14 protein-coding genes and 3 tRNA genes are annotated in these 17,323 nt (G+C 39.2%); 12 read left to right on the forward strand and 5 right to left on the reverse strand.

Features of this window, described 5'->3' with window-relative positions; all coding sequences use genetic code 11:
- Nucleotides 1-234: 234 nt before the first annotated feature.
- Together DWX57_RS06550 and DWX57_RS06555 are read right to left on the reverse strand one after the other, a co-directional pair.
- Nucleotides 235-1,326 carry a PTS transporter subunit IIC gene (locus tag DWX57_RS06550; RefSeq protein WP_015534420.1) on the reverse strand — a complete coding sequence of 364 codons (1,092 nt, stop codon included), beginning with the start codon at nucleotides 1,324-1,326 and terminating at the stop codon, nucleotides 235-237.
- 35 nt (nucleotides 1,327-1,361) lie between these two features.
- Complete coding sequence (locus DWX57_RS06555; RefSeq protein ID WP_120123276.1) at nucleotides 1,362-2,876, reverse strand: aminoacyl-histidine dipeptidase; 1,515 nt, start codon at nucleotides 2,874-2,876, stop codon at nucleotides 1,362-1,364.
- Between the two features lie 272 nt (nucleotides 2,877-3,148).
- On the opposite strand from DWX57_RS06555, the gene DWX57_RS06560 reads away from it, so the two are divergent.
- Complete coding sequence (locus tag DWX57_RS06560) at nucleotides 3,149-3,994, forward strand: Mrp/NBP35 family ATP-binding protein (RefSeq protein WP_022217397.1); 846 nt, start codon at nucleotides 3,149-3,151, stop codon at nucleotides 3,992-3,994.
- Nucleotides 3,995-4,043: 49 nt separating this feature from the next.
- Nucleotides 4,044-4,958 (forward strand): radical SAM protein, encoded by a 915-nt coding sequence (locus DWX57_RS06565; protein ID WP_117874333.1) that lies wholly within the window; start codon nucleotides 4,044-4,046, stop codon nucleotides 4,956-4,958.
- 98 nt (nucleotides 4,959-5,056) lie between these two features.
- Here DWX57_RS06565 and DWX57_RS06570 read toward each other — a convergent pair.
- Both DWX57_RS06570 and DWX57_RS06575 read right to left on the reverse strand, forming a co-directional pair.
- Nucleotides 5,057-5,129: transfer RNA gene (locus tag DWX57_RS06570), tRNA-Lys, on the reverse strand.
- Nucleotides 5,130-5,301: 172 nt separating this feature from the next.
- A tRNA-Lys gene (locus tag DWX57_RS06575) sits at nucleotides 5,302-5,374 on the reverse strand.
- Nucleotides 5,375-5,613: 239 nt separating this feature from the next.
- On the opposite strand from DWX57_RS06575, the gene trmB reads away from it, so the two are divergent.
- The 10 genes from trmB to DWX57_RS06625 all read left to right on the forward strand — a co-directional run bounded on the left by trmB (nucleotide 5,614) and on the right by DWX57_RS06625 (nucleotide 16,561).
- On the forward strand, nucleotides 5,614-6,261 hold the full coding sequence (trmB, locus tag DWX57_RS06580) for a tRNA (guanosine(46)-N7)-methyltransferase TrmB (RefSeq protein WP_120123278.1): 648 nt from the start codon (nucleotides 5,614-5,616) through the stop codon (nucleotides 6,259-6,261).
- A gap of 83 nt (nucleotides 6,262-6,344) precedes the next feature.
- A complete protein-coding gene (locus DWX57_RS06585; RefSeq protein WP_055145981.1) occupies nucleotides 6,345-7,475 on the forward strand; it encodes a sensor histidine kinase in 1,131 nt (376 codons plus the stop codon).
- A 138-nt stretch (nucleotides 7,476-7,613) separates the two neighbouring features.
- Complete coding sequence (gene argS, locus DWX57_RS06590; protein ID WP_055222373.1) at nucleotides 7,614-9,305, forward strand: arginine--tRNA ligase; 1,692 nt, start codon at nucleotides 7,614-7,616, stop codon at nucleotides 9,303-9,305.
- Nucleotides 9,306-10,657: 1,352 nt separating this feature from the next.
- A complete protein-coding gene (locus DWX57_RS06595) occupies nucleotides 10,658-11,428 on the forward strand; it encodes a ParA family protein (protein ID WP_022217394.1) in 771 nt (256 codons plus the stop codon).
- Nucleotides 11,429-11,440: 12 nt separating this feature from the next.
- Nucleotides 11,441-12,409: a ParB/RepB/Spo0J family partition protein gene (locus tag DWX57_RS06600; protein WP_022217393.1), complete on the forward strand. Its 969-nt coding sequence runs from the start codon at nucleotides 11,441-11,443 to the stop codon at nucleotides 12,407-12,409.
- Between the two features lie 49 nt (nucleotides 12,410-12,458).
- The gene (locus tag DWX57_RS06605; protein WP_022217392.1) at nucleotides 12,459-12,989 is read left to right on the forward strand and encodes a DUF4446 family protein; all 531 of its coding nucleotides are present in this window, start codon (nucleotides 12,459-12,461) and stop codon (nucleotides 12,987-12,989) included.
- A gap of 256 nt (nucleotides 12,990-13,245) precedes the next feature.
- Entirely contained in the window at nucleotides 13,246-14,538 is a 1,293-nt protein-coding gene (gene serS / locus DWX57_RS06610; RefSeq protein ID WP_055145972.1) for a serine--tRNA ligase, read from the forward strand.
- Between the two features lie 38 nt (nucleotides 14,539-14,576).
- Nucleotides 14,577-15,449, forward strand: coding sequence for a DUF3881 family protein (locus DWX57_RS06615; RefSeq protein WP_015534425.1), 873 nt, complete (start codon nucleotides 14,577-14,579; stop codon nucleotides 15,447-15,449).
- Nucleotides 15,450-15,486: 37 nt separating this feature from the next.
- Nucleotides 15,487-15,560, forward strand: a tRNA-Arg gene (locus DWX57_RS06620).
- Nucleotides 15,561-15,598: 38 nt separating this feature from the next.
- Complete coding sequence (locus tag DWX57_RS06625; RefSeq protein WP_022217390.1) at nucleotides 15,599-16,561, forward strand: 3'-5' exonuclease; 963 nt, start codon at nucleotides 15,599-15,601, stop codon at nucleotides 16,559-16,561.
- A gap of 35 nt (nucleotides 16,562-16,596) precedes the next feature.
- Here the strand turns inward: DWX57_RS06625 and rsmG are convergent, their stop codons facing one another.
- Entirely contained in the window at nucleotides 16,597-17,304 is a 708-nt protein-coding gene (gene rsmG / locus DWX57_RS06630) for a 16S rRNA (guanine(527)-N(7))-methyltransferase RsmG (RefSeq protein ID WP_117549924.1), read from the reverse strand.
- Nucleotides 17,305-17,323 lie beyond the last annotated feature (19 nt).

The following is a 17,323-nucleotide window of genomic DNA, read 5'->3' on the forward strand; positions in this document are numbered from 1 at the left end:
CTCCACAAATCAAGCACCATATATTTTGTATCTTTTTCCTTCTGAATCACCCATTTTAGGAAAATATTATCTCCTTTTCCATATAAAAAGGCCCGAAAGACACAAAATCTGTAAATTTGTATCTTTCGAGCCAATTTCAATCTTATTTGCGAAAATATTGTATCTTTTCTGTTGTAATCTGCCTGATGGAAACAATTTTGAGATAATTTTCTTCCACCGGATTTCAGCCAATCTTTATGATAAAGTCATATCTCCATCCTTAACCCAGCCGAGTTTTCTCACCACCATGTTGATGAGCGGGCAGAGAACTGCAGGAAGTACAAATGAGATTAGGATCAGACCAACCCAGTCCATAGCTGTGACCGCTGTCTTGCTTCCCGCCTCGATATCATTCATCCAGCCTGTGTATACTCCGATCTGTCCAACCAGACCACATGTACCCATACCTGATGATACAGGAGTTCCATTCATCTGAAGCTTGAACAGACATGTTGCAAGAGGACCTGTGATCGCAGAGGTAACTATAGGTGCGATCCAGATTCTCGGATTCTTGATGATGTTACCCATCTGGAGCATTGATGTTCCGATTCCCTGTGAAACAAGGCCACCCCATTTATTCTCTCTGAATGACATAACTGCAAATCCAACCATCTGCGCACAACATCCCGCCACAGCAGCACCGCCGGCCAGACCTGTAAGTCCGAATGCCGCACATATCGCAGCGGATGATATCGGAAGTGTAAGTGCCACACCGACGAGAACTGATACCGCAATACCCATCCAGAACGGCTGAAGGTTTGTAGCCAGCATGATGAGATCTCCGACCTTCATGGCTATGGCACCGAGTGTAGGTGCAAGAAGTGCAGACACAGCCACACCACTTCCGATGGTAACCAGAGGTGTCACCAGTATGTCAATCTTTGTCTCCTTTGAGACAACCTTTCCAAGTTCAGTTGCAATAACTGCAATAAAATAAACTGCCAGCGGGCCTCCTGCGCCGCCCAAGGCATTTGCCGCAAATCCAACTGTTATCAGTGAGAACAATACGAGCTGTGGTGCCTTAAGAGCATATCCTATAGCCACCGCCATCGCAGGTCCTGCCATAGCAGATGCGAGACCTCCAACTGTATAATCTGTTCCATTCACGGTCGCAACAACCGCTTTAAGAAATGGCACACCAAACTGATTGCCAAGTGTGTTCAGGATAGTTCCGATCAGCAGAGTACAGAACAATCCCTGTGCCATGGCACCCAGGGCATCTATTCCGTATCTCTTGACACTGAACACAATGTCCTTCTTCTTCAAGAATCCTTTTACCTTTTCCATCATTCTTCTCCTTATTGGAATTATATTGCTGTCAATTACTTCAATTTCTCAAGTATACCCAGTGTATACCTCCATGTTCTCTGCACACTGGCTACATCCATAGACTCTCTGCTTGTATGGATATTCTTCATATCCGGGCCAAATGATACACAGTCCAGACCCGGCATCTTGCCAGCGAAAAGTCCACACTCCACTCCGGCGTGAATCGCCTGTATAACAGGCTTTCTTCCATACTGCTCTTCAAACACATCCACCATAATATCTCTGAGAGGAGAATCATGTCTGTACTCCCATGCAGGATAATCCCCCTGCACTTCCAGACTTCCACCAGCCGAGACAGATACACATCGGAGCTGATCTATCAGATTTTCCTTTTCAGACTGTACACTGCTTCTTACTGAAAAGCTTGCTGTGACCTCATCCTCAGTTGTATTCAATATTCCAAGATTCAGCGATGTCTGCACAAGCCCTTCTATATCATTGCTCATCTTCTGAATTCCATTTGGCATCATCATAAGACTCCTGATAACTATATCCGATGACTTTTCTGTCATAACTCTGTTGATCATGGTTCTACCATACATATCGTTCTGCACATCATCCGCGTTATTATATGAACCCAGATCATCTGACAGATCCGTTTCTACTTTCACTATAAGCTCTGGATCAGTATTTCCAAATTCATGCCTCAGAATATTCTCATTCTTTTCCGCAGATTTTACAAAGTTATCCACATCCTCCGGATCAATACCCACATATGCCTCCGCCTTGTTAGGTATTGCATTGTCCTTAAGACCGCCCTGTATAGATATCAGTCTGTATGGAACATCCCTTCCTATATTATATAGAAGTCTTGCAAGCTGCTTGTCGGCATTTGCCCTCTGTTTTATGATCTCCACGCCGGAATGTCCACCGGTAAGACCCTCTACAATAATTTTCACAACTGAATGATCATCTTCTGCATTCTCATATTCAACCGGAATATGGCACGTAGCACACGCACCTCCGGCACATGACACCAACAGATACCCCTCATCCTCAGAATCCAGATTGAGCATGATCCGTGACTTAAGTGGACTACAGTCAATCGCCGCAGCTCCCAGCATTCCTATCTCCTCATCAACCGTAAATATGCACTCAATCGGTGGATGTGGTATATCGTCGGCATCCAGTATAGCCAGTGCAAATGCCACAGCTATCCCGTCATCTCCGCCAAGGGTGGTTCCATCAGCGGATATCACTCCGTCCTCAAGCACTAGTCTCAGTCCGTCCCGCTCAAAATCAATATCACAGTCAACATCTTTCTCACAGACCATATCCATATGTCCCTGTAGCATGACAGGGGCACTGTCCTCATACCCGGCAGTTCCGTCCTTGAATATGATCACATTGTTGCTCTCATCCTGTATATATCTCAGATTTTTGTCTATGGCAAACTTCACCAGATAATCACTTATCTTCTTTGTATCCGACGATCCGTGTGGAATCCCGCATATCTCCTCAAAGAAACGAAAAACTCCATATGGCTCGATATTTGATAAAACTCCCATGCTATATTCTCCTTATTTATAGTATTTTTCATGCCCAATTACTTTATTAGAATACTTTCTATCAGGTATTTCATTTCAACTCTACAATCCGTATACTATCATGTCTCTGATTATATATTTGACACCCGTCAATTTCAACTCACCTCTCAAATTTCATAGTACCTGCATTCGTTGACTTTGTAACCTCTTAATGATATATATTAATCAAATGCGTAACTTAGCATACAACACAGATTGCACAGACATCCATGTGCAGTAGATTGGAGAGTATCATGTCAGAGAATTGTACACACAACTGCAGTACCTGTGGTCAGAGCTGTTCCAGCAGAACAGAACCACAGAGTCTTATCATAGAGCCACATCCAGGTTCACATATAAAACATATTATTGCCGTGGTCAGCGGCAAAGGAGGAGTCGGCAAATCCTCAGTAACCTGTCAGCTCGCCGTTCTCATGCAGCGCATGGGTTACAAGACAGCCATACTTGACGCAGATATCACAGGACCTTCTATTCCAAAGGCATTTGGCGTACATAAGACACCAGAGGCAGAAGGAGATTTCCTGTATCCCGATGAGACGGAAACAGGAATCAAGATCATGTCTGTGAATCTTCTTCTGGACGACGAGACAACACCTGTCCTCTGGAGAGGACCTATCATAGCGGGAACAGTCAAGCAGTTCTACTCAGACATCATCTGGGGAGACATAGACTATATGTTCATCGACTGTCCTCCTGGAACCGGCGACGTGCCACTTACCATATTCCAGTCCATCCCTATAGATGGAGTTGTGGTAGTTACCACCCCTCAGGATCTCGTATCTGTCATCGTTGGAAAGGCTGTTCACATGGCAGACAGCATGAATATCCCTGTCATTGGTATGATAGAGAATATGTCATATTTCATTTGTCCTGACTGCAATAACAAGCACTATATATTTGGCAAGAGCCAGCTTGAGCAGGTCATAAGAGACCTGTATATAGGGCACGCGATCCGTCTGCCTATCAATCCTTCCCTTGCGGGGCTTATGGATAGGGGTGAGATAGAGCACATGGAAGCAAATGCTGATCTTCAGGAATTTGCTGATCTCATAAGCACATTTGACCCTGACAAATACTAATTCACCTGTCAGTTAATAACAATTATCATCTATTTTGGAGGTAAATAATATGGATATCCGGCACATCCTGAACAACTGCATATTGTGTCCAAGAAAATGCGGTGTAGACCGTACATCCGGTCACACAGGTGCCTGCCATATGACAGACACAGTCAGGGTGAGCCGTGCAGCGCTACACATGTGGGAAGAGCCATGTATATCCGGAGAGAACGGTTCAGGTGCCGTATTCTTCTCCGGATGTGCACTTGGATGCTGCTTCTGCCAGAATAAAGCCATATCCGGAGGCAAGGCTGGCAAGAATATATCCATATCAAGGCTGTGCAACATTTTCTTTGAGCTTCAGGATAAGGGTGCCAACAACATCAATCTTGTCACACCGGATCACTATATACCACAGATCATATCAGCTATAGACATGGCGAGATCACGGAACTTCAAGCTTCCATTTGTATATAACTGCAGTGGTTATGAAACGGCCGAGATGATACAGCTACTTGATGGCTATATAGACGTGTATCTTCCTGATTTCAAATTCATGTCACCGGATCTGTCCGCAAAATACAGTAATGCTCCAGACTATCCTGAACATGCCAAAGCCTCCATATCTGAGATGGTCAGACAATGCGGAGGAGACCAGACCCGCTTTGATGACGACGGAATTATGCAGAGAGGTGTTATCGTCCGTCATCTGCAGCTTCCTGATCATCTGGATGATTCCAAGTCAATAATCACATATCTATATAACACATACAAAGATTCAATATATATAAGCATCATGAACCAGTACACCCCTATGCCGGGAATTGAGAATAGATTTCCAGAGCTTGGCAGAACTATAACTCCTTCTGAATACGATGAGCTTGTGGATTATGCCATTGATATCGGCGTTGAAAATGGATTTATACAGGAGGGTGAGACAGCAAAAGAGAGCTTCATTCCAGCATTCGATAACGAAGGCGTGTAACCCACACATCTTCAAATAAGGAAATAAATAAAAGACCATGGATTTTTGCACAAAAAAATGGACCAGCCACAACATATTGCAGTCAATCCATCTTGTAGTGGGCCGCCGGGGGCTCGAACCCCGCACACCCTGATTAAGAGTCAGGTGCTCTACCAAATGAGCTAGCGGCCCGTATTTATTTGTTATGTTCGTCACAACAGAATAGATTATATATCAGTTCTGAGAATAATGCAAGTGTTTTTCTCATTTTTTTCAACTTTTCTGACATCCAGCAAATAATTCCAAACTGAGTGACAAAAAAATGGACCAGCCACAATTATATTGCAGTCAATCCACCTTGTAGTGGGCCGCCGGGGGCTCGAACCCCGCACACCCTGATTAAGAGTCAGGTGCTCTACCAAATGAGCTAGCGGCCCGTATTTATCATGTTGTGTTCGTCACAACAGATTAGAGTATACATTAGTTCTTTTTATAATGCAAGTGTTTTTTTCAACTTTTTTCATTTTTATTTGTTCGGTATTACTCTGCTCCTATCCCATACCAAAATTACCAGTTATATATATTGTTTGAATATCATTTTCGCCTATGTTATTATTATAAGGTATGACTTTTTCAATAAAAAGAAGATTTTTACAATAAATAGATGGAGATTACTATGAGACTGAGAAATGTAAAAGGATCAAGAGAGACTATCGCAGCAAATGACTATGTAGTGCACAATGAAACAGGCATGAAGGGGCATTGGCATGAGTTATTTGACAACGATAACCCTATACATATTGAGATAGGCATGGGCAAGGGACAGTTTATCATGGAGCTTGCAAGACGCAATCCTGATATCAATTACATAGGCATAGAGAAGTATTCAAGTGTCCTGGTGCGTGCCCTTGAGAAAAGAGAGCTTGAACCTGAGATGACGAATCTCTACTTTATAAGAATGGATGCCGAATATATAACTGACGTATTCGATACAAATGAAGTAGATAGAATATATCTCAATTTCTCGGACCCATGGCCAAAGGACAGGCATGCCAAGAGACGTCTCACATCTACACATTTTCTTGGTCTGTATGATCAGCTCCTCGCCCCTGAGGGAAGAGTTATATTTAAGACTGATAACAGAGGACTCTTTGATTTCTCTCTGGAACAGGTTCCCGAGGCAGGATGGATCCTTGAGAACTACACATATGACCTTCACAATTCAGAATACAACGAAGGCAACATCATGACCGAGTATGAGACCAAATTCTCAGCAATTGGAACACCTATCAACAGACTCGTCGCATACAGGGAAAAGAAATAAACGTTGATTTTGCATTTGTTGACACACAGTTTTTGGTATACTACAATGAAGATTACAGCAAATTTATGGAAAGGAGTTTCATCATGGATACATCTTCTATAGAAAGTCTCAAATTGGTGCGCAAGACCAATCAGGATCTGTTGAATTTCTTTAATGATTCATATATCAGCAAGCTTGAGCAGGTTCAGTCACTCAAAACTGAAGATTTTGAACTCAAGGCAAAGATAGACCAGCTTATAAAGACATTAGATGTATACTCCTTCAAGACAAGCACTGGTCACAATGTATTTTCACCATTCTCAGTAGACACCACCTCACAGCAGGAAAAGGCTACTCAAATAGAGCTTCAGTTAAAGGAGCTTCAGGATATGCAGCAGACTCTTCATCTTCAGATCAAAGAGGACGAAGAAGAAACCGCATTGCTTAAGAAGCGTATAACTGATCTATCCACCTCCAACAGACATATAGATGATCTTCTGACGGAGGTGACTGAGGAAGTATCTACTATTAATAATGAAGATACAACAGAAACAGACGGACCAGATACTGATTCCCTGACAGCAGCGGATCACGGAAAAAATATCCTCAGATTGTACCAATATGAGAAAAAACAGCTTGCGGACAGGATTCAATCTGACATCACAGATGTTCTTGACTCCAATTCACACAAGCTGGATGTACTGTCCTGGCTTATAAGATCAGATATCAACAGAGCTAAGGTCACACTCGAAGAGCTCACCTCATCAACGGCAAAACTTGCCGACCATGTAGATGAACTTGCCAATTCTCTCTCTGGAGAATCAGACAGCGAAGAGCCTGTATGGAATCATCTTGAGAAACTTTTCCAGGGTTACAGGGATGAACATCCTGAATGTGGCATATCATACGACATCAACTGTGCTGATTATGCCATGAATATTCCAGGTATTGTAGCTACATATCTTTTATCAATAACTAAAGATATTATGGACAACATATTTGTTCATTCAAATGCCAACAAGGTCTCAATCAAGATATATCTGAGCAGTAAGCTCATAGATGTATATATCAACGACAATGGCGTGGGTATAGACAACAATTATGATACCAACAGTCCATGGTACAGCAGTCTCCACAGAATCAAGGAGATCATATATCTGTTAAATGGAACTCTGAAGATCGATGGAGATTCAAAAACCGGAACAAATGTAAGATTTACTATTCCACTTGAATAATAACGTATCTGTTGAAAGACATATATTACTTAGTTTACAGGTTGGATATCTTAAAGTAACAAAGTGTTATATTGTGTATATGTTGTTTTATCAACACATATATATTTCGAATAAAATAAACATAAAAGGAACATTATCATGAAAGAAAAAATTGCACAGCTTATCTCAAATAACGTAGAAGGAATCGAAATGTCAGATATCATTGCTTCAATCGAGATTCCACCACGCCCTGATATGGGTGATTTTGCATTTCCTTGCTTCAGACTGGCAAAGGTGCTCAGAAAAGCCCCAAATATGATTGCAGCCGATATAAAGGAAGCCATAGGAGATGTAGATTTCATCGAGAAGATCGATGTAGCAGGTGCATACCTGAACTTCTATATCAAGAAAGATGTATTTGTAAAGACAATGATAGAGGCAGCCAACACAGATGACTTCGGCAAATCCGATATAGGCGAGGGACAGACCATATGTATTGACTACTCATCTCCTAACGTTGCAAAGAATTTCCACGTTGGCCATCTCAGAACTACAATAATCGGTAACTCTCTTTACAAGATTCATTCCAAGCTTGGATACAATGTTGTAAGAATAAATCACCTTGGCGATTGGGGCACACAGTTTGGTAAGCTTATCGTAGCTTACAAGGCATGGGGTTCAAAGGAAGCTGTTGAGAAGGATGGAATCTCAGAGCTCATGAAGCTGTATGTGAAGTTCCATGAAGAGGCTGACAAGAATCCAGAGCTTGTTGACGAGGCAAGAGCATGGTTCAACAAGATGGAAAATGGAGACGAGGAAGCACTCAGCATATGGCAGTGGTTCAAGGATATAAGTCTTGTTGAATACAAGAGAACATACAACCTCCTCGGAATGGATTTCGACTACTATCTTGGAGAGAGTTTCTATAGAGACAAGTGCCAGGCTGTTGTGGACAAGGTTAAGGCTGCCGGTCTTCTGAAGGAGAGCGAAGGTGCTATGATCGTTGATCTCTCAGATTACGATATGGCTCCATGTATCATAACCAAGAAAGACGGAAGCTCAATATACGCAACAAGAGATCTTGCTGCTATATTCTATAGAAAAGACACATATCACTTCTCAAAGTGCTTATATGTAACCGGTCAGGAGCAGAAACTTCATTTTGCACAGGTATTCAAGGTAGTTGAGCTTCTTGGAAACGAATGGGCAAAGGATCAGCTTGTTCACATTCCTTATGGTCTTGTAAGTCTTGAGGGAGCAAAGCTTTCTACCAGAAGCGGTAATATCATATACGCAGAGGATATTCTGAAGGATGCCATTGCAAAGAGTCTTGAGATAATCACCGAAAAGAGCCCAAATCTTCCAAACAAGGAGGATGTAGCCAAGAAAGTTGGTGTTGGTGCTGTTCTTTTCAATGACTTATATAACCAGAGAATCAAGGATGTATCATTTAGCTGGGATAAGGTTCTCAACTTTGATGGTGAGACAGGTCCTTATGTTCAGTATACACATGCAAGATGCTGCAGCGTTGTAAGACTTGCTGAGTCATTCGATCCATCAAAACCGGTTAACTACAGTCTCATTACAGAGCAGGATGCCATAGAGTTATTAAAAGAGATCAACAGATTCCCATCTGTGATCAAGGATGCTGCTGATAAGTATGAGCCATCTGTTGTAGCAAGATATGCAGTTGATGTTGCTCAGGCATTTAACAAGTTCTATAACTCAACAAGAATCAATGTAGATGATGTTGAGCTCAAGAATGCAAGAGTTATGCTCACATATCTCACTAAGAATACAATATCTGAAGCACTTAACCTCCTTGGAATCGAAGCTCCAGAGGCAATGTAATCAGTGTTTCTTCTATATTAATATATGACCATATAACCTGGTTAAAGAAAAAGAGAATGTTTCACGTGAAACATTCTCTTTTTCTCATATATCTCCAGGAACCATTTTAAATTATATTGTCATAGATATTATTGTTTTTGATACTTTTCTCTAAATAATATTACTCATGATATTTCTGTTCTGAATATTCTTATCTGGCTGTCATTGTTCTGGATATTATCGTTCTGAGTATTATCGTTCTGAGTATTATCGTTCTGAGTATTATCATTCTGAATATTTCATTCTGAATATTGTCTTCTAAACACTATCTTCCAGACATCATTGTTCAGAAATTATTATCCTAGATAATTTTGTTCTGAATATCTTTACTTCAGGTATTTTTTCTTATATCTGAATATTTTTAGGTATTCTTCTCTTGTTTTTCTAAGTTTTACAGTTCTCTTTGTGAAGAAATTGTTTATTAAAATAACAAAATCATATTTCTAACCATATTACGTATTATATAATCTCTTCTGTTCTATTCCTTTATATACTTCTATATTCTACATTGCGTTTTTATGAATACAGAATCTTTAAAGCTGTTAAATACTAAATTATATGGTGATTTAAATAATTTCAATAAATAGATCCTTTGTATATTTAATTTTGCTTTAATATTATATATATTTGAATGTTTCACGTGAAACTTTATGATAAATGTATTTCAACTCAAACTTCAGATATCGCATGCATTTGTTTTCTACACTTATAAATCTTTTACATCTTGTTTGTCGTTTCTGCTACCTTATTATTCATTTACATTATTACAAAGTATTTTACGACTCAATTATCACTCCATGAACTACTTTTCTGATTTATTTGATAATATTCATGTTTCACGTGAAACATTTTCATCATTACATATAATATTTATATGTCTAAGTAATCCACATATAATAATTGTACTTTTTTGTCTATTATTCTGATTTTTTCAAAGAATTTCCAGAACTTTCAAGCATAGTCAATACTTTACTTACCTTTTTAACCATTAATTCAATTATAAAATGTTTCACGTGAAACTTTACCCATATAACGAATACAAAACATGCACACACTATTTATCAGATTTTACACAGTTTAATTGCCACTTTGTATACGATATTATCCATTCATTAGATAATAGAATGTTTCACGTGAAACATTTTATTAAACATCATATTTTTTCTGTATTTTGTAGAATTAGCACTTTATAAGTGCTATAATAGACAAGCACTATTTATAATATAAAATATCATCATATTTTATCTATATTAAATAAGCAAACAACAATGTTTCACGTGAAACATTCTTTTTTTGAATGAAAAGGAGACAAAATGGGCAGAATTATAGCGATTGCTAACCAGAAAGGTGGCGTTGGCAAGACAACAACAGCCATAAACCTTGCCGCATGTCTGGCAGCAAAGGGTAAAAAAGTTCTGGCCGTTGATATGGATCCACAGGGTAATATGACAAGTGGATTAGGTGTAGACAGGGATTCTCTTGAATACACAGTCTATGATATGTTGAGAAATGAGTGCAACATAGGAGAATGTATGCTCATAAACGTATATCCTGGTCTTAATCTCATTCCTGCCAACAGAGAACTGGCAGGTGCTGAGGTTGAATTTGTCGGAATGGAGGATATGCAGCACATTCTTAAGACACATATCAAGAAGGTAAAGAACAAATTTGATTACGTTATCATTGATTGTCCTCCTGCACTTGGAATGCTTACTGTAAATGCTCTTACAGCAGCAAATACGGTACTTGTACCTATTCAATGTGAATTTTTCGCACTGGATGGTCTCTCACAGTTGGTATACACTATCGAACTGATAAGAAAAAATCTGAACAGACTTCTTACTATAGAAGGTGTTGTATTTACAATGTTTGACTCAAGAACCAATTTATCAGTTCAGGTCGTTGAAAATGTAAAAGAAAACCTCAAACAACACATATACAACACAGTTATACCGAGAAATGTCAGACTTGCTGAAGCGCCAAGTTACGGAATGCCAATAATTGAGTATGATCCAAGATCAGCCGGAGCTGAGCATTATATGATGTTGGCAGATGAAGTTATAGAAAATGACTACTATAGATAATGGAGGGCTAATATGGCACAGAAAAAAGGTTTAGGAAGAGGTTTGAACGACCTTTTAGGCACTTCAGAGGCTTCAAAGCCGTCCCGAAGTAGAAATAATCAGCAAAACTCCTCTGAAAACACAAGTAAAGAGGTAAAAACAGTAACCAAAGAGGTTGTGAAGGAAGTTGTAAAAGAGGTTGAACAGAAGATTAAGATCAATCTCATTGAGCCAAATAAGTCACAGCCAAGAAAGCAGTTTGATGAAGAAGCATTACAGGAATTATCTGATTCCATTAAGAAATATGGTGTTCTTGAGCCTCTGATTGTCACTAAAAAAGGCGATTATTATGAGATAATTGCAGGTGAAAGACGTTGGAGAGCTGCCAGAATGGCAGGAATAAAGGAAGTTCCTGTAGTTATACGTGATTATACTGACAAAGAAATAATGGAGATTTCTCTTATAGAGAATATTCAGAGAGAGGATCTGAATCCAATTGAAGAAGCTGAGGCTTACGAAGCTCTTATATCGGAATATAATCTCAAGCAGGAAGAAGTTGCAGAGAGAGTATCAAAAAGCAGATCAACAATAACCAATTCTCTCCGACTTCTGAAGCTTTGCGAGGATGTAAGACAGATGGTCATGTATAATATGATATCAACAGGACATGCCAGAGCACTTATTCCTATAGAAGATCCTAAATTACAGTACGAAACGGCTGCAATTGTATACGATCAGAAGCTCAGTGTTAGAGAAACAGAGGCATATGTAAAGGCAATTCTGGAGAAAAAGCCGGAAAAAGAGGAAAAACAGAAGCCTCAAAAGGATTTATCCGTCTTCTATTCTGATATAGAGAACAAATTAAAGTCAATTTTAGGTGCAAAGATAGCTATCAAGGCATCTAATAACGACAAAGGCAAAATTGAGATAAACTACTATTCTCAGGACGAGCTTGACCGAATAACAGAGATGCTTTACTCAATCAATAAAGAAATGATGTAGTAACCATCTGCATCATACATATGCACAATCAAGGAAGGACAATATTATAATGGAAAGTTCCATATTACAAAAAATAGGTATTGATCCTGCCTACATACTAATTGGTATGCTGGTTCTCATAATAGCCTTGTTTGTACTATTATTCATATTGATGGGCAATATTAAAAATAGAAACAAACAGATAAAAAGGCTGTTGAGCGGAACTCAGGCAGGTGATCTTGAAGATATTATCATGAAAAGATTCGCTGAGATGGATGCTGTAAAAAACAATTCCAAGCGACTCACAAAGGAACATAAGGAAATACAGAGTCATCTTTCAGCATGTGTCAGTAAAATTGGTCTTGTAAAGTATAATGCATTTGAAGGAATGGGTGGTAATCTAAGTTTTGCACTTGCTCTTCTGGATACAGAGAACAATGGTGTCGTACTCAACTGTATGCATACCAGAGAAGGCTGTTTTAACTATGCAAAAGAGATCATAGGTGGCGAAGCATATGTTGCACTGTCAGAAGAGGAAAAAGAGGCTATTGAACGAGCTAAAACCCTCGAGGATGAAATAGCTGAAAACAAACTAAAATAACCATATTTCAAAAAAATATTATACAAAACATGCAACGTACAAATGTGTATAAAACACATAAAATAGAAAAGCGTATAAAGCACAAAAGTATATAAAATACAAAAGCGTATAAAACGTAAAATCGCTAAAACGATAAGAACAAGATTTATAAAATAAACAAGAAAATAAAAAGAAACAAAAACATGAAAATATATTATGTAGCTACATTATTATAATATATTTTCAAATAAATTTATATATTTAATAGGAGGATATCATGATTGATATTAAATTCTTAAGAGAAAACCCAGACGTAGTAAAACAGAATATAAAGAATAAATTCCAGAATGACAAACTTCCACTTGTCGATGAAGTAATAGAGCTTGACAAACAGGCTCGTGCTGCTCAGCAGGAAGCTGATACACTCAGAGCAAACAAGAATGCAATAGCAAAGCAGATCGGTGCTCTTATGGCTCAGGGAAAGAAGGAAGAGGCTGAGGAAGTTAAGAAGCAGGTTGCTGAGACATCAGCAAGACTCAAGGAGCTTGAAGCTTTAGAGCCTGAGCTCAAGGAGAAAGTTAAGAAGATCATGATGATAATTCCTAACATCATTGATCCATCAGTTCCTATAGGAAAGGATGACTCAGAGAATGTAGAGGTTCAGAAGTATGGAGAGCCTGTTGTTCCTGACTTTGAGATTCCTTATCATGCAGATATCATGGAGGCACTTGGAGGAATTGACCTCGATTCAGCAAGAAAAGTTGCAGGAAACGGCTTCTACTATCTCATGGGCGACATAGCAAGACTTCACTCTGCTATTATCTCATACGCAAGAGATTTCATGATAGACAGAGGATTCACATATTGTATTCCACCTTTCATGATCAGAAGCAACGTTGTCACAGGTGTTATGAGCTTTGCTGAGATGGATGCCATGATGTATAAGATTGAGGGTGAGGATCTGTATCTCATCGGAACTTCAGAGCACTCAATGATCGGTAAGTTCATCGACACTATAATTCCTGAGGATGAGCTTCCAAAGACTCTTACAAGCTACTCACCTTGCTTCAGAAAAGAGAAGGGTGCTCACGGAATTGAGGAGAGAGGTGTATACAGAATCCATCAGTTTGAGAAGCAGGAAATGATCGTTGTATGTAAGCCTGAGGACAGCAAGATGTGGTTTGACAAGCTGTGGCAGAACACAGTTGATCTCTTCAGATCAATGGATATCCCTGTAAGAACACTTGAGTGTTGTTCTGGAGATCTTGCAGATCTCAAGGTTAAGTCTGTAGATGTTGAGGCATGGTCACCTCGTCAGAAGAAATACTTCGAGGTTGGAAGCTGTTCAAACCTTGGCGATGCACAGGCAAGAAGACTTCAGATCAGAGTAAAGGGCGAGGATGGCAAGAAGTATCTCGCTCATACACTCAACAATACAGTTGTTGCTCCACCAAGAATGCTTATCGCTTTCCTTGAGAACAATCTCCAGGCTGACGGAAGAGTCAGAATTCCAGAGAAGCTTCGTCCATACATGGGTGGAAAAGAGTATCTTGAGAAGACAGGAAAGTAATAATATAAATAAAAACATACAACAAGGGAGGTGTCGGAATGCATAGTTTTCTTCCATCTATAGGCTTTACTAACATAAAAAACAGACAGCAGCTTGAACCTATATACAGGCAGATCCTTGAATCGCCTGACAGGAAATTTATATCAACTATAAGTGCTGACACCTGTCTTGTACAATTCAGCAAAGACTTTGGGGAGAGATTTGGAATATCGCTTGTAGGTGAAATGTCAAAGGATGGCTCAATATCCATTGAGTATTATTTTCCTTACGTCACATCAAAGCTTTTGACCGATGACGAAAATATATACGTTGAGAAATATTCTGACAAGAGAGCATATGCCGGTGTTAGCAGTGATTTCAGTCTTGGAATGACTCTTATTTTCTTCATAACCAACATAGCAGACTATGAAAAATCATTGTGGATGAACAGATCAAACAAGTACTTTTCAAAGGCGTATTTTTCCGGTCTGTCAGTAAATGGTATGATCATTCTTGATGTGGATGATCACAGTGATAAAAATACATCCTACGGCAATGCAAAGAGAAGTAAACTCATCGAGGCTGCAAAGAAGGGTGATCCGGACGCAATAGAAAGTCTTACTCTTGAAGATATGGACACCTATAACACCATTGGAAGAAGGACTCACAAAGAGGATGTTCTGTCCATAGTGAAATCAAGCTTCATGCCTGTCGGTATTGAGACTGATCACTACGCAGTTATAGGAACTATCACATCATATATCGAGACAACCAACAGCTATACAAATGAATCGATATATCTGATTGATGTAGAAAGCAATGATCTGACATTTACCGTAGCGATCAACAAAAACCATCTTCTGGGTGAACCTGCTCCGGGAAGAAGATTCAAGGGTGATGTGTGGCTTCAGGGGCATATAGTTAATCCTTGACTATAAACTCTATAAATGTTACACTTATAATTGATGTGCATCTGTAGCTCAGCAGGATAGAGCGTCCGCCTCCTAAGCGGAAGGTCGTGGGTTCGAATCCCGTCAGGTGCACTATTTTTCACTAATAAATTTTCTAAAGGGACATGACTATGAATTATATTGTTATGGATCTTGAATGGAATCAAAGCTACAATGGGCATATGGGTGAACACCCACGTATGCCTTTTGAAATTATAGAGATTGGTGCCGTTAAGGTAGATAAGAATCTCAACATCATTGACGAATACTCAAGTCTTATCAAACCAAAAATTTATAAGAAATTACATTCAAAGATCAGAACAATTCTGAACTATGATGAGGATGACCTGAGTCTCGGAAGAGGATTCAAGGAAGTCTGTTCAGAATTTCTTGACTGGTGTGGAAAAGATTACATATTCTGCACATGGGGACCTATGGACCTCACAGAGCTTCAGACTAATATGGACTTTTATTATATGGACAAGCTTCCTAGGCCACTTAAGTTTCTGAATCTCCAAAGTATATATGCAAGCGTTACGAATACCTCAGGAATACCTCAGAGTATGAGTAAACTTGAAAAAGCGGTCAGTGAGATGAATATTCCAGAAAATGAACCATTTCACACAGCTCTCAACGATGCAAGATACACCGCACTTGTTATGAAAGAGATGAAAGCCAAGAATATAAATCAGCTTTACAGCTTTGATCTCTATATAACACCTAAGAATAAAGAAGAAGAGATTGAAGTATCTCATAATAACCAGTACGAATATATCTCAAGGGGTTTCAGAAATAAACATGCAGCACTGGACGATGAAAAAGTAACTCAGATTCGTTGTTACAAATGCAGCAAGAAGGTCAAGACACATATTGACTGGTTTGCAAATAGTCCATCATCGTACATGTGTGTTGGAAAATGCTGGATGCATGGTTATTTTTGTGGCAAGATAAAATTCAAATCTGTAAACAATAACTATTATGTTCACAAGACAATAAAACCTATCGACAAACAGGGTATAGAGGCAATTAAACAAAAACAGGAAGATATTCGTGAAAAAAGAAAAGAAAAAAGACATATGAAATCTTCAAACTAAAAAATAAAACAGCCATTTGAGGCTGTTTTATTTTTTTATGCTATTGGCTTTTTAGCAGCTCCCGCTTTTCTCGGGTATTTGTTGTCTGTATTTGCAATCTTCTTTACAAACACAAAGCTTCTCTGGTTATTGGTCTCCGGTATATTCGTATTAAATATGTTCTCGACCTGTCCCCCAAGAATCCTGATTGCTTTCTTTCCATCCCGCATCTCTTCCGGCAAAGCATTTGACTTATAAGATACAAAATATCCACCCGGCTTGACAAATGGAATACACCATTCCGACAGAGTTGCAAGATTGGCAACTGCCCTGGATACAGCCAGATCATATTTTTCTCTATGTATCTCATCCCTGCCTCCATCCTCTGCTCTTGAATGAACAGTGTGGATATCCTGCAGTCCAAGTTCATCTATAACTTCATCGAGGAATTTTAATCTCTTATTCAACGAATCCATAAGTGTTATATTCAGCTCTGGAAAAGCAATCTTCAGAGGAATTCCCGGAAATCCTGCACCTGTACCAACATCTATAACGTCAATATTCTCATGAAGATCTTTATACTTTGAAAGAAGCAGACTGTCAGCAAAATGCTTTATTATTACATCTTCCTTCTCAGTTATGGCTGTAAGATTCATTACCTTATTCCACTCAACCAGAATATCATAATATTTTGAAAATTGTTCTATCTGCTTATCACTCAATTCCAGACCAAACTGTTTTGTTATGGAATTTAATCTGTCCATATTGTTCTCCTTCAACAAA

Source organism: Coprococcus sp. AF19-8AC (genome assembly GCF_003603115.1).
Classification (GTDB): Bacteria; Bacillota; Clostridia; order Lachnospirales; family Lachnospiraceae; genus Coprococcus; species Coprococcus aceti.

What these genes read in the sequence shown, in the direction of transcription:
- DWX57_RS06600 (WP_022217393.1), top strand. Translation starts at nt 11,441, where the DNA reads ATGGCACAGAAAAAAGGTTTAGGAAGAGGTTTGAACGACCTTTTAGGC.
- argS (WP_055222373.1), top strand. Translation starts at nt 7,614, where the DNA reads ATGAAAGAAAAAATTGCACAGCTTATCTCAAATAACGTAGAAGGAATC.
- DWX57_RS06565 (WP_117874333.1), top strand. Translation starts at nt 4,044, where the DNA reads ATGGATATCCGGCACATCCTGAACAACTGCATATTGTGTCCAAGAAAA.
- serS (WP_055145972.1), top strand. Translation starts at nt 13,246, where the DNA reads ATGATTGATATTAAATTCTTAAGAGAAAACCCAGACGTAGTAAAACAG.
- DWX57_RS06550 (WP_015534420.1), bottom strand. Translation starts at nt 1,326, where the DNA reads ATGGAAAAGGTAAAAGGATTCTTGAAGAAGAAGGACATTGTGTTCAGT.
- DWX57_RS06625 (WP_022217390.1), top strand. Translation starts at nt 15,599, where the DNA reads ATGAATTATATTGTTATGGATCTTGAATGGAATCAAAGCTACAATGGG.
- DWX57_RS06585 (WP_055145981.1), top strand. Translation starts at nt 6,345, where the DNA reads ATGGATACATCTTCTATAGAAAGTCTCAAATTGGTGCGCAAGACCAAT.
- rsmG (WP_117549924.1), bottom strand. Translation starts at nt 17,304, where the DNA reads ATGGACAGATTAAATTCCATAACAAAACAGTTTGGTCTGGAATTGAGT.
- DWX57_RS06555 (WP_120123276.1), bottom strand. Translation starts at nt 2,876, where the DNA reads ATGGGAGTTTTATCAAATATCGAGCCATATGGAGTTTTTCGTTTCTTT.
- DWX57_RS06605 (WP_022217392.1), top strand. Translation starts at nt 12,459, where the DNA reads ATGGAAAGTTCCATATTACAAAAAATAGGTATTGATCCTGCCTACATA.
- DWX57_RS06560 (WP_022217397.1), top strand. Translation starts at nt 3,149, where the DNA reads ATGTCAGAGAATTGTACACACAACTGCAGTACCTGTGGTCAGAGCTGT.
- DWX57_RS06595 (WP_022217394.1), top strand. Translation starts at nt 10,658, where the DNA reads ATGGGCAGAATTATAGCGATTGCTAACCAGAAAGGTGGCGTTGGCAAG.
- trmB (WP_120123278.1), top strand. Translation starts at nt 5,614, where the DNA reads ATGAGACTGAGAAATGTAAAAGGATCAAGAGAGACTATCGCAGCAAAT.
- DWX57_RS06615 (WP_015534425.1), top strand. Translation starts at nt 14,577, where the DNA reads ATGCATAGTTTTCTTCCATCTATAGGCTTTACTAACATAAAAAACAGA.